13 protein-coding genes are annotated in these 15,511 nt (G+C 54.9%); 11 read left to right on the forward strand and 2 right to left on the reverse strand.

Features of this window, described 5'->3' with window-relative positions; genetic code table 11:
• Positions 1-31 precede the first annotated feature (31 nt).
• The 11 genes from WD429_RS11110 to WD429_RS11160 all read left to right on the forward strand — a co-directional run bounded on the left by WD429_RS11110 (position 32) and on the right by WD429_RS11160 (position 13,841).
• On the forward strand, positions 32-2,416 hold the full coding sequence (locus WD429_RS11110; protein WP_368422242.1) for an RND family transporter: 2,385 nt from the start codon (positions 32-34) through the stop codon (positions 2,414-2,416).
• 184 nt (positions 2,417-2,600) lie between these two features.
• On the forward strand, positions 2,601-3,584 hold the full coding sequence (locus tag WD429_RS11115; RefSeq protein ID WP_368422243.1) for a TAXI family TRAP transporter solute-binding subunit: 984 nt from the start codon (positions 2,601-2,603) through the stop codon (positions 3,582-3,584).
• 91 nt (positions 3,585-3,675) lie between these two features.
• On the forward strand, positions 3,676-6,276 hold the full coding sequence (locus WD429_RS11120; protein ID WP_368422244.1) for a TRAP transporter permease: 2,601 nt from the start codon (positions 3,676-3,678) through the stop codon (positions 6,274-6,276).
• Positions 6,277-6,427: 151 nt separating this feature from the next.
• On the forward strand, positions 6,428-8,353 hold the full coding sequence (gene thrS, locus WD429_RS11125; RefSeq protein WP_368422245.1) for a threonine--tRNA ligase: 1,926 nt from the start codon (positions 6,428-6,430) through the stop codon (positions 8,351-8,353).
• Positions 8,350-8,895, forward strand: coding sequence for a translation initiation factor IF-3 (infC, locus tag WD429_RS11130; protein WP_368422254.1), 546 nt, complete (start codon positions 8,350-8,352; stop codon positions 8,893-8,895). Before thrS ends, infC begins: the two co-directional genes overlap by 4 nt.
• A 93-nt stretch (positions 8,896-8,988) precedes the next feature.
• Positions 8,989-9,180 carry a 50S ribosomal protein L35 gene (rpmI, locus tag WD429_RS11135; protein WP_368422246.1) on the forward strand — a complete coding sequence of 64 codons (192 nt, stop codon included), beginning with the start codon at positions 8,989-8,991 and terminating at the stop codon, positions 9,178-9,180.
• A gap of 50 nt (positions 9,181-9,230) precedes the next feature.
• Positions 9,231-9,584: a 50S ribosomal protein L20 gene (gene rplT, locus WD429_RS11140; protein ID WP_012138471.1), complete on the forward strand. Its 354-nt coding sequence runs from the start codon at positions 9,231-9,233 to the stop codon at positions 9,582-9,584.
• A 170-nt stretch (positions 9,585-9,754) separates the two neighbouring features.
• Positions 9,755-10,753, forward strand: coding sequence for a phenylalanine--tRNA ligase subunit alpha (gene pheS / locus WD429_RS11145; protein WP_368422247.1), 999 nt, complete (start codon positions 9,755-9,757; stop codon positions 10,751-10,753).
• A 63-nt stretch (positions 10,754-10,816) separates the two neighbouring features.
• Positions 10,817-13,189, forward strand: a complete 2,373-nt coding sequence (gene pheT, locus WD429_RS11150) for a phenylalanine--tRNA ligase subunit beta (protein ID WP_368422248.1) — start codon at positions 10,817-10,819, stop codon at positions 13,187-13,189.
• 3 nt (positions 13,190-13,192) lie between these two features.
• Positions 13,193-13,495 carry an integration host factor subunit alpha gene (gene ihfA, locus WD429_RS11155; RefSeq protein ID WP_213476749.1) on the forward strand — a complete coding sequence of 101 codons (303 nt, stop codon included), beginning with the start codon at positions 13,193-13,195 and terminating at the stop codon, positions 13,493-13,495.
• On the forward strand, positions 13,476-13,841 hold the full coding sequence (locus WD429_RS11160; protein ID WP_368422249.1) for a MerR family transcriptional regulator: 366 nt from the start codon (positions 13,476-13,478) through the stop codon (positions 13,839-13,841). The genes ihfA and WD429_RS11160 overlap by 20 nt, the downstream gene beginning before the upstream one ends.
• Before the next feature lie 13 nt (positions 13,842-13,854).
• Here WD429_RS11160 and WD429_RS11165 read toward each other — a convergent pair whose 3' ends face one another.
• Positions 13,855-14,475: an SCO family protein gene (locus WD429_RS11165; RefSeq protein WP_368422250.1), complete on the reverse strand. Its 621-nt coding sequence runs from the start codon at positions 14,473-14,475 to the stop codon at positions 13,855-13,857.
• Positions 14,472-15,314, reverse strand: a complete 843-nt coding sequence (locus tag WD429_RS11170; protein ID WP_368422251.1) for a cytochrome c oxidase assembly protein — start codon at positions 15,312-15,314, stop codon at positions 14,472-14,474. The genes WD429_RS11165 and WD429_RS11170 overlap by 4 nt, the downstream gene beginning before the upstream one ends.
• Between the last annotated feature and the right edge of the window lie 197 nt (positions 15,315-15,511).

Genomic DNA, 15,511 nt, shown 5'->3' on the forward strand with positions numbered 1-15,511 from the left:
ACTACAGAACGGATAAAAGAGGGGCTTTTGAATGTCCAACCCGAAGCACGATAAGGGCGAGCATTACCTGACGACACCGAAGGCGGAGCCATTCCTGGAACGCCTGATTTTTAACAATCGGGCCATCATCCTGATTGCATTCTTTATACTGACCCTGTTTCTGGGCTACAACGCCATCAAGATTCAGCCAGACGCCAGTTTCGAGCGAATGATCCCGCTCGAACATCCCTACATCGTCAATATGATCGACCACCGGGATGACCTGGAGAACCTGGGTAACTTTGTGCGTATCGCGGTGGAGGTAAAAGACGGCGATATCTTTACCCGGGAGTACATGGAGACTCTGAAGGAGATTACCGACGAGGTGTTCTACCTCGGCGGTGTGGATCGCTCAGGGCTGAAATCCCTTTGGACCTCCAACGTACGCTGGGTGGAAGTGACAGAGCAGGGCTTCCAGGGCGGCACCGTCATTCCCGATGGCTACGATGGTTCGCGGGACAGCCTTGAATCCCTCCGCCAGAACGTATTGCGTTCCAACGAAGTGGGCCGCCTGATTTCCGACAACTTCCGTTCCACCATTGTTTACGCACCGCTGTACGAAAACAATCCGGAAACCGGAGAGCCGCTGGATTACGGTCAGTTCTCGCGAGCGCTTGAAGAGAAAATCCGCGACAAGTACGGAGCCAATAATCCGAATATTGAGATTCACATTGTTGGCTTTGCCAAGAAGGTCGGTGATCTCATTGAGGGGATTGGTTCTATCGCGTACTTCGCGGGCATCACCATTCTGCTGACCACCTTGTTGCTGTTCTTGTACTCCCGCTGCATCGCCGGAACGCTGGTGCCAGTGTTCTCGTCCATCATTGCCGTGTTCTGGCAACTCGGGATTCTGAAACTGCTGGGTTATGGGCTGGACCCGTACTCCGTTCTGGTACCGTTCCTGGTCTTTGCGATTGGTATCAGTCATGGCGTTCAAGTCGTGAATGCCATGGCGTCAGAAGCAGCGAAAGGGTTCGACCCGATCACAGCGGCGCGTCTGGCATTCCGTGCGCTCTACATCCCGGGCATGCTGGCGCTTATTTCCGATGCCTTCGGGTTCCTGACACTGCTGTACATAGAAATTGACGTAATCAAGGATCTGGCGGTTGCTGCCGGCCTGGGTGTCGCGATCGTTATTGTCACCAACCTGGTCCTGCACCCGCTCATCATGTCCTATATCGGGATCACCAAGGGCGGTATCCGTAACGTTCAGAACCACGGTGAAAAGCAGGACCGGAAGTGGCGGGTCATGTCCTATTTTGCCCACCCGGGCGTGGCTCCGATCTCTCTGCTGATTGCGGTGATCGGTCTCGGTCTCGGCCTCTACTACAAGCAGGACCTCAAGGTAGGGGACCTGGACCAGGGCGCGCCTGAACTGCGTGCGGATTCCCGTTACAACAAGGACAACGCGTACCTGATTGAGAACTACTCCACCAGTGCCGATGTCATGGTGGTGATGGTTAAAACTCCGGAAGAACAGTGTACCCAGTACAGCGTTCTGCGAGCTATGGACAGCCTGCAATGGGAGTTGCAGAACACCCCTGGGGTTCAGTCGTCGGTATCGCTGGCGGATGTGTCCAAGTTGGTGACCAAGGCCCTTAATGAGGGTAGCTGGAAATGGTATGAGATTTCCCGCAACCAAACCATTATCAACGCGTCGATCCGCGAGGCTCCGGCTGGCCTGATCAACACCAACTGCGATCTGACGCCCGTCCTGGTCTTCCTTGAGGATCACAAGGCTGAAACGCTGCAGACCGTGGTAGACCGTGTTGAGGAATTTGCTGAAAACAACAGCAACGAAGAACACACCTTCATGCTGGCGGCGGGTAACGCGGGTGTTGAGGCGGCAACAAACGAAGTCATTTCCGGCGCTAAGAACATGATGCTGATCTTCGTTTACAGCGTGGTGAGTTTGCTGTGCCTCCTGACGTTCCGCTCCATCCGGGCCGTGCTGTGTGTCGTCATACCTCTGGGGCTTACCTCGATTCTGTGTGAGGCGATCATGGCGGTCTCCGGCATTGGTATCAAGGTAGCCACCCTGCCGGTTATCGCTCTGGGTGTGGGTATCGGTGTCGATTACGGCATCTATATTTACACCAAGCTGGAGAAGTTCCTGCTGGAGGGCAAAACGCTGCAGGAAGCTTATTACGAAACGCTTCGCTCCACGGGTAAGGCGGTTATCTTTACCGGCGTTACCCTGGGTCTTGGTGTGGTGACCTGGATTTTCTCACCCATTAAGTTCCAGGCGGATATGGGCTTCCTGTTGTTCTTCATGTTCCTGTGGAACATGATTGGGGCAATCTGGCTGCTGCCGGCGCTCGCACGCTTTCTGCTGCGGCCGGATCGCATGGTTGCCAAAGCGCGCGCATCGAAATAAGCGCTTCCAGCACTGACAAAAAAGCCCGCTCTGCGGGCTTTTTTGTTTCCTGATCAGATAGTTAGCCAGCTAATGCATCCTTTATTTATTGTCGGAAGTGGTTTATTTTTAAAGGTGAACTGGAAGTTTGTTCGTGTCTTGGCACGGGCACTACATGATAACGATGAGAAATAAGGAAGATCCCATGACACTAAGAATCAAAAGTTCTGTTCTCGCACTGGCGGCCGCCGTCAGCCTCGGAGCCGCTTCTTCAACGGTCTCAGCTCAGGAACAGCAGTTTGTCACCATCGGTACCGGTGGTGTCACCGGTGTCTATTACCCGGCCGGCGGTGCCATCTGCCGTCTGGTTAATATGGATCGTAAGGACCACGGTATTCGTTGTTCCGTAGAAAGTACCGGGGGTTCTATCTACAATCTGAACGCCATTCGTGGGGGTGAGTTGGATCTGGCCGTTGCCCAATCAGACTGGCAGTTCCACGCCCATAACGGTAGCAGCGATTTTGAAGACAAAGGCAAGGATGAGAAGCTGCGCGCCGTGTTCTCACTTCACCCGGAGCCGTTTACTGTTGTGGCTAGTAAAGGGTCGGGCATCGAAACCTTCGAAGATCTGGAAGGTAAGCGGGTATCCATTGGTAATCCTGGCTCAGGCCAGCGCGCAACCGCTGAAGTGCTGATGGATGAAATGGGCTGGGACAAAAATAAATTCTCCCTCGCCGCTGAAATTAAAGCCGCAGAGCAGTCCCAGGCGCTTTGTGATGGCAACATCGATGCATTCTTCTATACCGTAGGGCATCCGTCCGGTGCCATCAAAGAGGCGACCACTTCCTGTGACAGCGTGCTGGTAAACGTCGATAACGATGCGACCAAGAAGCTGATTGATGAGAATCCATACTACAGAAAGGCGGTTATTCCCGGCGGAATGTACCGTGGTAGCGATGAAGACGTGACCACCTTCGGTGTTGCGGCAACCTTCGTATCCTCATCAGACGTGTCCGAGGAAGTGGTTTACCAGGTCGTTAAAGCGGTGTTCGAGAATTTCGACAGCTTCAAGCGTCTGCACCCGGCGTTTGAGAATCTCGACAAGAGCGAAATGGTCTCTGATGCACTGAGTGCACCACTGCACAAAGGTGCGGAAAAGTACTACAGGGAAGCTGGCCTGATCGATTGATCGGCTGTTACTCAGGCACAGCGGGTTTGAAAAAGCCCGCTGTGCCTTTGTTTTAGGCCCCCAAAAAGCTGAAATCTGACAGGAATTACTTATGGCAACGAGTGACCCGGCTAACGGTGCTGGTGTAGGCGGCGATAAGGTCAAGGAAATACTGCAAACAGAAACCGGGGGCAGGGCAGTCAGCGGTAAAGCCGCTACCATACTTTTTCTCGTACCGTTGGTGTGGTCGTTGTTCCAGTTGTGGATCGCCTCGCCATTACCCTATATTTTTAACGTCGGGATTTTTAACTCAACGGAATCTCGATCGATTCACCTGGCATTCGCTGTTTTTCTGGCGTTTACGGCCTACCCGATGATCAAGGGTCGTCATGCGCAAACCATTCCCTTTTATGACTGGGTGCTGGCACTGATTGCAGCGTTCTGTGCATCCTATCTTTATGTGTTTTATCGGGAACTGGCTGGTCGGCCAGGCTTGCCGACCACCATGGATCTATGGGTGGCGATGATCGGCCTTATACTGTTGCTGGAGGCTACCCGCCGGGCACTGGGGCTGCCCCTCACCGTCGTTGCCGGGGTCTTCATCTTCTATTCCCTGTTCGGGCGGTACATGCCGGATGTTATCGCCCACAAGGGCGTCAGCCTTGGCAAGCTGGCGTCTCACCAATGGCTGGGCACTGAAGGGGTGTTCGGTGTGGCACTGGGGGTATCAACGAGTTTCGTATTCCTGTTTGTGCTGTTTGGCGCTTTGCTGGAACGGGCGGGTGCCGGTAACTATTTTATCAAGGTGGCCTATGCCTTACTTGGCCACATGCGTGGCGGTCCTGCCAAGGCAGCGGTTGTGTCCAGTGGCTTGAGTGGGGTGATCTCTGGCTCATCCATCGCCAACGTGGTCACCACCGGTACGTTTACCATCCCTCTGATGAAGCGTGTCGGATTTCCCGCCACCAAGGCGGGTGCCGTTGAAGTAGCCGCGTCCACCAATGGCCAGTTGACGCCCCCGGTTATGGGTGCGGCAGCTTTTCTGATGGTTGAATACGTCGGGATTTCCTACCTGGAGGTCATCAAGCACGCCATTCTGCCTGCGATGATCTCCTACATCGCTCTCATTTATATTGTTCATCTGGAAGCCTGCAAACTCAACATGGAAGGTATCGTGCGCCCGAACCGGCCGTCACTTGCGCAGCGAATGCTGACCTGGGTGATTTTGTTAATCGGCCTCTGTGCGCTGACTCTTGGGGTGTATTACGGCGTCGGGTGGACCAAGGCGTGGCTCGGTGACGCCGCTGCCTGGGTACTCGGGCCATTGGTGTTGCTGGCTTACATCGGGCTTGTTGCCTACGGCACCCGCTTTCCGGAGCTTGAGATTGATGACCCCGAAAAAGCCATGGGCGAATTGCCCGAGGTGGGCCCGACCGTAAAAACCGGCCTCTATTTCCTGTTGCCGGTGGTGGTGCTGATCTGGTGTTTGACGGTGGAGCGATTTTCTCCGCAGCTTTCGGCGTTCTGGGCAACGGTTTTCATGGTGTTTATTGTCCTGACCCAGCGCCCGCTGAAGGCTTTTTTCCTTAAACATGGAGAGTTTTACGGTCGGTTCCGGGACGGTGTCAGCGACCTGATCCACTCACTGTCGACCGGTGGCCGGAACATGGTCGGTATCGGTGTCGCCACGGCCACGGCCGGTATCGTAGTCGGCACAGTCACGCTGACCGGTATCGGTCTGGTGATGACCGAATTTGTTGAATTTCTCTCCGGCGGCAATCTGCTGTTGATGCTGATCTTTACCGCCGTCATCAGCCTGATTCTCGGCATGGGGCTGCCGACCACGGCAAACTACATTGTGGTATCCACACTGATGGCTCCGGTCATTGTAACGTTGGGTGCAGAGAATGGCCTTCTGGTGCCGTTGATAGCGGTTCACCTGTTCGTGTTCTATTTCGGCATACTGGCAGACGACACGCCGCCGGTTGGCCTTGCGGCTTACGCCGCCGCCGCGATCTCGGGGGCGGACCCCATACGAACCGGTATTCAGGGCTTCACCTACGATATCCGTACCGCCATTCTGCCGTTCATGTTCATTTTCAACACCCAGCTGTTGCTGATCGGCCTGACCGGATGGTTCGATCTGTTGCTGACGATCGCCAGCGCTGTCACAGCCATATTGGTCTTTTCGGCGGCAACTCAGGGCTACTGGTTTACAAAAACGCGATGGTGGGAAACCCTGTTGCTGGTGTTGATTACCTTTACGATGTTCCGTCCCGGCTTCTGGTGGGACAGGCTTTACCCACCGACGGAAGAGCGCCCGGGTGTGGACGTCATGGAGTATGTGGAGGATATTCCCGCCGACAAAGCCATTGTTCTTAAAGCATCTGGTATGTCCATTGATGGTGATGATGTCACCACTTACCTGAGGCTGGAGGTGCCCGCAGGTGATACACCTGAAGAGCGGTTACTCGGGGCCGGTCTCGAGTTGCGTCCTGACGGCGACTCCATGGCCGTGGAGTTCGTTGAATTCGGCAGTCAGGCAGAGAATGTCGGCATCGAGTTTGGCTGGACCATTGAAGCGGTGCAGGTCGAGCTTGAACGCCCGCCCAAGGAACTGGTGTTTATTCCAGCGATCATTCTTCTGGGGCTGCTGGCCTTTGGCCAGTTACGGCGTAAGGGCCGGGAGGATGCAAAAGCGGCGACGGCCTGATCCATTGTCGATTACGCAAAACCCGGCGTTAACCCGCCGGGTTTTTTTCTGGTAAACTCCGCACCGATAGCGACCCGTGGTTTGTATCACGGAGCATCGCCAACATGTGATCTTTGGTACGGATCACCGCTGAGACCCACAGGAGAAAGTCATGCCCGTAATTACCCTGCCGGACGGCAGTCATCGCAGTTTTGCTGAATCCGTTACTGTGCACGATGTCGCCGCCGATATTGGTGCGGGTCTGGCAAAGGCCGCGCTCGCCGGCCGCGTCAATGGCAAGCTGGTTGATACCAGTTATCCGATTGAAGAAGACGCTGAACTGGCCATCGTGACCGAACGTGATGAAGACGGCGTCGACGTAGTTCGTCACTCCACCGCCCATTTGCTGGCCATGGCTGTCAAAGAACTGTTTCCCGAGGCACAGGTGACCATTGGCCCTGTTATCGATAATGGCTTCTACTACGATTTCAAGTTTGACCGTCCGTTTACCAACGAAGACCTTCAGCGCATCGAAAAGCGCATGGAGGAGCTCGCAAAGCAGGACATCCCTGTGTCCCGCTCGGTGATGTCCCGGGACGAGGCCGTGAAGCTGTTTGACGAGATGGGCGAAGAATACAAGGTGCGTATCATCGAGGATATTCCCGGTGAAGAGGATCTGTCGTTCTACCGCCAGGGTGACTTTATTGATCTGTGTCGTGGTCCCCACGTACCCAATACGGGCAAGCTGAAAGCCTTCAAACTGACCAAGGTGGCCGGTGCCTATTGGCGGGGCGACACCTCGAATGAGCAGCTTCAGCGTGTCTACGGCACGGCCTGGGGCAACAAGAAAGATCTGAAGGCCTATCTGAATCGTCTGGAAGAGGCGGAAAAGCGCGATCATCGGAAAATCGGCAAAAAACTGCAGCTTTTCCATATGCAGGAAGAAGCCCCGGGCATGGTGTTCTGGCACCCGGATGGCTGGTCGCTGTACCAGGAAATCGAGCAGTACATGCGCAGCATCCTGCATCGTCACGGTTACAAGGAAATCAAGACGCCACAGGTGGTTTCCCGTGCACTGTGGGAGAAGTCCGGTCACTGGGACAAGTTCCACGATGACATGTTTACCACTGAGTCTGAAAAGCACGATTTTGCCATCAAGCCGATGAACTGCCCGTGCCATATTCAGGTGTTCAACCAAGGCCTGAAAAGCTACAAAGACCTGCCGCTACGCCTGGCGGAGTTCGGCTCCTGTCACCGGAACGAAGCCTCTGGTGCGCTGCATGGCCTGATGCGGGTGCGCGGGTTCACCCAGGATGACGCCCACATCTTCTGCGAAGAAGACGCCATCCAGGAAGAAGTCTCGAAATTTATCGACCTGCTACACGAGGTTTATAAAGATTTCGGGTTTGACCAGATTCTGTACAAGCTGTCCACCCGTCCTGAAAAGCGCGTGGGTTCCGACGAAGTCTGGGACAAATCCGAGGCGGCGCTGGAAGAAGCCCTGAACCGCGAGGGCGTGGATTGGGAGTTGTTACCGGGCGAAGGCGCATTTTATGGGCCGAAAATTGAGTTCTCCCTGAAAGACTGTATCGGCCGGGTATGGCAATGCGGTACCATTCAGGTTGATTTTTCCATGCCGGGCCGTCTTGGGGCCCAGTATGTTGCAGACAATTCCGAGCGTAAAACGCCGGTTATGCTGCACCGCGCGGTACTTGGGTCGTTCGAACGGTTTATCGGTATTCTCATTGAAGAATACGAAGGTTCATTCCCGACCTGGCTGGCACCCACACAGGTGGCAGTCCTCAATATCACCGATAATCAGCGTGATTATTGTCAGAATCTGGCGAAAAAGTGGGATTCTTTGGGTTATAGGGTTAATGCTGACTTGAGAAACGAGAAGATCGGCTTTAAAATCCGCGAGCACACAATTAATAAAGTTCCCTTTCTGGTTGTTGTCGGAGACAAAGAAGTCGAGAACAACGCCGTAGCGGTGAGAACCCGCAAAGGTGAAGATTTGGGGACCCTATCGCTTGAAGCGTTCGAGCAGCTGTTGGCTGACGATATTGAACGCAAAGGCAGAACCAAAACGGAGATCTGATTATTAAACAGCGAGCGAATCGGGGTGGGCGTACACCAAAGGCGCCAATCAATGAGAATATTGACGCAACTGAAGTCCGCCTGATCGATGCCGAAGGCAATCAGGTCGGGGTTGTTCCGATCGAAGAGGCGTTGAAGTTGGCGGAAGAAGCCACTCTTGATCTGGTGCAGGTTACGGATTCCGATCCGATCGTCTGTAAAATAATGGACTTCGGCAAGAAAGTCTTCGAAGACAAGAAGGCCAAGGCGGCTGCCAAGAAAAAGCAGAAGCAGACGCAGGTTAAAGAGCTTAAGTTCCGTCCAGGGACTGAAGAAGGGGATTATCAGGTCAAACTACGCAACCTGGTACGTTTCCTTGAAAACGGGGATCGCGGCAAGATCACGATTCGTTTCCGCGGCCGTGAGATGGCACACCAGGAAATCGGTATGAAGCTCATGGGTCGAATTGAAACGGACATCGAAGAAATTGCAACGGTTGAGATGCGGCCGAAAATGGAAGGCCGGCAGATGACCATGATCGTGGCTCCCCGCAAAAAGAAGTGAACCTGATCGGGTAACGATCCCCCGCGAATGCGGGGGATTTGTCGTTCAGGATCACATTGTTGTTTATCAAAAATAGAATGCGGAGTTTTAAAAATGTCTAAGATGAAAACCAAGAGCGGAGCCACCAAGCGGTTCAAGAAAACCGCGACTGGCTTCAAGCACAAGCAGTCCTTCACCAGTCATATCTTGACCAAGAAGAGCCCCAAGCGTAAGCGTCAGCTCCGTGGTACCAAGCTGATTGCCAAGTCTGACGTGGCTTCCATCAAGCGTATGATCGCGTGCTGATTCAGCCGCTAATCATTCCTGCAAAGGTTTAAAGGTAGAAGGATTCAAGTATGGCTCGTGTAAAACGTGGCGTGGTAGCACGTCGTCGTCACAAGAAGATTCTCAGTCAGGCCAAAGGTTATTACGGAGCGCGTAGCCGCGTTTATCGTGTAGCCAAACAGGCGGTTATCAAGGCCGGTCAGTACGCATACCGTGACCGTCGTAACCGTAAGCGCGCTTTCCGTGCCCTGTGGATTGCCCGTATCAACGCGGGTGCCCGCGCTAACGGCCTGTCCTACAGCCGTCTGATCGCTGGTCTGAAGAAGGCTAACGTTGAGATTGATCGTAAGGTTCTGGCCGACCTGGCCATGAACGAGCAGCAGGCTTTCGCTGCCGTCGTTGAGAAGGCAAAAGCGTCCCTGTGATCGCTTAAGCTCTTTCATCGATTATTGATCGATCTGGACGCCCCATGACTCATGGTGGCGTCTTCTGATAGGGGAAGGGCGCGCTCTTCCCCTATTTTTGTTTATTAAGTACTCGTTTTGTTTGTAGAGACTTGTTTTGGTACTCCCATTTCTGGTTTGGAGCAGGGTCAATGGAAAACCTGAAGCAACTGGTTCAGGACGGTTTGGCTGCGGTAGAAAGCGCCGACAGCTTGCAGGCACTTGATCACATTCGTGTTGAATACCTTGGTAAAAAGGGTGTGATTACCCAGCAGGCAAAAACGCTGGGCACGTTGTCCGCCGACGAGCGCCCTGCCGCTGGCCAGAAAATCAACGAAGCGAAAGGGCAGGTGGAGCAGGCCATTAATGCTCGCCGTTCGGACCTGGAACGCGCCGCCATTGAGCAAAAACTGGCCAGTGAATCCATTGATGTGACCCTGCCCGGTCGGGGCCAGGATCTGGGCGGCCTCCACCCCGTCACGCGAACCCTGCAGCGTATCGAGAGTTTCTTTTCCCGGGCGGGGTACACCGTGGAACAGGGCCCTGAAATCGAAGACGACTACCACAACTTCGAAGCCCTCAATATTCCCGGCCATCACCCGGCCCGTGCCATGCACGACACCTTCTATTTTGATCCCGGCACCTTGCTTCGCACCCATACCTCGCCGGTACAGGTCCGTACGATGGGGGCGGGCAAACCACCTTTCAGGATGATCTGCCCGGGGCGCGTCTACCGCTGTGATTCGGATATGACCCACACCCCTATGTTTCACCAGGTGGAAGGGTTATTGGTAGAAAAAGACGTCAGCTTTGCCGATCTCAAAAGCACCGTGGAAGAGTTCCTGCGTGTCTTTTTCGAGCGAGACCTGAAAGTCCGTTTCCGGCCGTCCTATTTTCCGTTCACCGAACCGTCTGCGGAGGTGGATATCGAGTGGGGGCGTGAAGCCGATGGCAGCATCAAGTGGCTGGAAGTGATGGGCTGCGGCATGGTGCATCCGAAGGTGTTTGAACATTGCGGTATTGATGCCGAGGAATACCGTGGCTTTGCTTTTGGACTCGGCGTTGAGCGCCTTGCCATGCTGCGTTACGGCGTTAATGATTTGCGCATGTTTTTCGAGAATGATCTGCGCTTTTTGCGCCAGTTCCGTTAATTCGGGCGCACCTTACGGCAATCGAACCATCAGGCAAAACCGCATCAGGACAAGGCAATTACCATGAAATTCAGTGAACAGTGGCTGCGCGAGTGGGTTAATCCGAATCTCAATAGCCAGGAATTGATGGACCAGATCACCATGGCGGGTCTGGAAGTGGACGGATTTGAGCCGGTGGCCGGTCATTTCAGCGGCGTTGTGGTGGGTGAAGTGGTGGCAGTTGAGCCCCATCCGGACGCTGACAAACTGCGTGTGTGTCAGGTCAGCGATGGCAAAGACACCGTTCAGGTGGTGTGTGGTGCGCCCAATGTTCGGCCCGGATTGAAGGTGCCGTTCGCGGTGGTAGGGGCGGTCTTACCCGGCGATTTCACCATCAAAAAGGCGAAGCTTCGTGGGCAGCCCTCGGAGGGTATGCTGTGTTCAGCCTCAGAACTCGGGTTGTCCGACGATCACGAAGGGCTGATGGAGTTGCCTGCCGATGCACTGGTGGGCGAGTCTCTGAGCGATTTCCTGAAGCTTAACGACCTCACCATCGATGTCGACCTTACGCCGAACCGGGCGGACTGTCTGTCCATCAAGGGGATTGCCCGGGAAGTCGGCGTGCTGAACAGCGTGGTGGCTGAAGCGCCAGAGATTGAAGTGGTTGAGGCGGTGCACTCGGAGGTGCCGGAGATTTCCGTACAGGCACCGTCAGGCTGCCCGCGTTACCTTGGCCGTATTCTGCGCAATGTGAATCTGCGGGCGGAATCACCGTTGTGGATGCAGGAGAAGCTGCGGCGCTCTGGTATCCGCTCCATTGACGCAGCGGTAGATGTGACCAACTACGTGATGCTCGAGCTCGGCCAGCCCATGCACGCGTTCGACCGTGATCGCCTGAAGGGTGGCATTGTCGTTCGAATGGCGCAGCAAGGTGAAAAGTTGGTGCTGCTGGACGGCCAGGAAGTCGAGATGACGGCGGAAACCCTGGTCATTGCTGATCACGGCAAGCCCGTGGCCATCGCCGGCGTGATGGGCGGTGAAGACTCCGGCGTGAACGCCGATACCCGGGACCTGGTGCTCGAATCCGCTTACTTTGACCCGATTACGCTGGCCGGCAAGGCTCGCCACTATGGCTTGCACACCGATGCTTCCCACCGTTTTGAGCGGGGTGTGGATTATCAACTCGCGCGGGACGCCATGGAGCGTTGCACAGCCTTGCTGGTGAGCATTGTAGGCGGTGAGCCCGGCGATATCGTCGAAGTGGCCAGTGATGATCACCTGCCCCGACAAAAAGTAATTGATCTTCGTGAGCGCCGCCTGGCGGACGTTCTCGGTCTCGCGATTGATCGCACCACCGTCGAGGAGATTCTGAGCCGCCTGGGCCTGCACATCGACAAATTACTCAAGGACGGCTGGCGTATCAGCGTGCCGTCCTTCCGCCCTGATATTTCGATCGAAGAAGATCTGATCGAGGAAGTGGGCAGAATTTACGGATACAACAATCTGCCAGTGACGGAGCCGATTGGCTCCCTCGGGCTTCGCACTCAGCAAGAAGCGGTTCGCCCGGTGTCGGCCATTCAGAATTATTTTGTGGCCTGTGGCTACCAGGAAGCCATCACCTACAGTTTCGTAGACCCGAAGGTCCAGCAGTTGGTTGATCCGGACCACGAAGGCATCGCGCTGGCGAATCCGATCTCATCCGACCTGGCGGTGATGAGAACAAGTCTGTGGAGTGGCCTGCTCAAGACCGTGGCTCACAACCAGAACCGCCAACAGCCCCGTATCCGCCTGTTTGAAACCGGCCTGAGGTTTGTGAAAGACGGCGGTGGCATTGACCAGCAGCCGATGCTCGCAGGCGTTGTGGTTGGCAATCAGGTGCCGGAAAACTGGGTAAACGGTCGTAGAGCCTCGGATTTCTATGATGTAAAAGGGGAGCTGGAAAGCCTGTTCCGCCTGCTGGGTATCGAAGTGCAGTTCGTCGCCAGTCAGCATTCGGCGCTGCACCCGGGCCAGACTGCGGAGCTGGTCCGGGATGGTGAGTCAGTGGGGTGGCTGGGCACGTTGCACCCACAAGTCCAGAAAAATCTGGAACTTAATGGCACGATCCTGATGTTTGAGCTATTCTTGAATTCTATCGTTTCTGGTTATGTACCTAATTTCAAAGAAATTTCAAAATATCCTGAAGTTCGGCGAGATTTGGCTATTATTATCGGAAGCGATGTGGCGTTTGCCGATGTTGAGCGTGTGGCGAAAAAACACGCTGGTGAGCGCCTGACGGCGTTGCGCGCGTTTGACGTCTATGAAGGCGAAGCCTTGGGCGAGGGTAACCGCAGCCTGGCCTTGAGCCTGTTCTGGCAGCACCCTGAACGCACGCTTAATGAAGAAGAAGTGCACTCGCTCTTCAACGGTGTTATCGATGCACTAAAGACGGAGCTGAGCGCAATATTGAGGAGTTAACCGATGGCGGCTTTGACGAAAGCGGAAATGGCCGAGCGCTTATACGACGAATTGGGTTTGAACAAGCGCGAAGCCAAGGAAATGGTGGAAGCTTTTTTCGATGAAATCAGAGGCGCACTCAGCCACAACGAACAAGTGAAGCTGTCCGGTTTCGGTAATTTTGACCTGCGCGACAAAAAGCAGCGACCGGGACGGAACCCGAAAACTGGTGAAGAAATTCCGATCAGCGCGCGACGCGTGGTGACGTTCCGACCAGGTCAAAAATTAAAACAGAAAGTAGAGACGTATGCTGGAACCGAGTCATAACAACGAGCTGCCCACCATCCCGGGCAAACGCTACTTCACTATTGGTGAGGTTGCTGAACTGTGTGCTGTAAAAGCGCACGTGTTGCGTTACTGGGAGCAGGAGTTCCCACAGCTGTCGCCGGTCAAGCGCCGGGGCAATCGCCGCTATTACCAGCGCGCGGATGTGATTACCATCCGCCAGATCCGCAGTCTGCTTTATGATCAGGGTTACACCATTGGTGGTGCCAAGCAGAAGCTGAGCAGTCATGAGGTGAAAGACGACACCTCCCAGTACAAACAGATTATCCGACAGATGATCACCGAACTGGAAGACGTGCTGGACGTGCTGAACGCGCCGGTGCGTTAATAATGATGGCGCGTCAGGACTGTTCCCTGGCCAGCGCCGTCAGGTCCTGTTGAATCTCCTCTGCGCTCAGGTTTGACCTGAATAGCAGGCGCGCGCGACCTTTCCGATCAAACACGTACATGGCATTGCTGTGAGACACCGCATAATTGCCGTCCGCGTCGGGTTCGTCGTAACCAAACGTGGTTCGGTAGCGCTTGGCAAGTGATCGTAACTGGGGTTCGCTGCCGGTCAATCCTATGATTCTCTCCCCAAAAAAGCTGACGTAATTGGCGAGGCGCTCTGGTGTGTCTCGCTGAGGGTCGACACTGACAAATACAGTCTGCGTCTGGTCCTGAAGTTCGGGAGGCATGGCCTTGACCGCCTGGCTGAGCTTCTGAAGTGTGGTGGGGCATACATCCGGACACGAGGTAAAGCCGAAAAACAGCACACGCACTTTTTCATCCATCCCATCTGCCACGACCGGTTCGCCTGAAGTCCCCGTGAGTTCAAACGCCAGCTCTGGCATCAGGCCTTCGATATCTTTACCGTGCCACGCATCATCCTCGCCCATGCAGCCTCCAAGCGCGAGGGTTGTGATCAAAAGCAGCGCCAGGGAGTGCTTGGGGCGGGTTTTTGAGGGGAGGTGAGTGCTCATGACGTTGTCGCCTTCAGTTGTGTGGCTCGGCTCGGGTGCTTGCCATCCTCATGCATGGCCCGGCGCAGGATAATCAGAATACCAAGAATGCTCATCATGGCCGGCGGAATCCAGGTCAGCAGCCCGCCAACGAGTTGGTCGGTGGCCGGCTCCATGGGCCAGGCTCGCCCACACACTTCGTAGACGTCGTACACCATGCCCCGTGAAAACACGATGGTGGCACCCAGAACCATCTGAGGTAGCGCCACCAGCGCGAGTATCAGCATGCGCTTGCCATAGCCCAGTGCCGAGCTGATGGCCGGTGATCTGGGATCAAAGATCAGCCACCAGAACAGCAGGCCATCAAGCAGCATGCTCCAATTCATAATCCAGTAGAGGTTGCGGCTCAGCATGGCGTCGAAATGAATGGGCGGCCACAGCCAGAAAAAGATCAGCCCGACAAACAGCACTGAAGCGATCAATGGTTGTTGGAGGCACCGATAGGCCAGGCCCAGGGGCTTCAGAGCGATTTTTAACCTGGGGCCAGTCCGTTCGTACCAGAAGCGCATCACCGGTAAAGGATTGGACAGGGCAATCAGGAAAGGGCCGAGGTGGTGGAGGATCAGGTGCTGGCCCCGATGCACAAAAAACATGTACTGGGAGTAGTAATCGAAACGGGTCTGCATAACGCCGTAGCAGAGCATCACACCCAATACGAACGTCAGTATTCGACCGCTCCCCGGACGATCACTTTCTGGCATCCTCAGAATGCCATAGCCGTAGAACGCCAGTACCAGCATGTAGCTCAGTATGGTCAGTGCGGAAAAATCGTAGGGTGCCAGATAATCTAGGATGGACATGGTTACGCCAGCGAGTCGAACGCCTGAGTGTTGTTGTGGAGGGGTTGAGTGTTGCTGGAAATGGAATGAATTACAAGATGAGCGGTGCGATTACGGAGGTGTGTGAAACAATAAAGCCCGGACCTTTCGGTGCCGGGCTTTATTCAGGGAATTGGTCGGGACGGTAGGATTTGAACCTACGACCCCTTGCACCCCAT

The sequence above is a fragment of the Marinobacter sp. genome (assembly GCF_040904845.1).
Lineage (GTDB): Bacteria > Pseudomonadota > Gammaproteobacteria > Pseudomonadales > Oleiphilaceae > Marinobacter.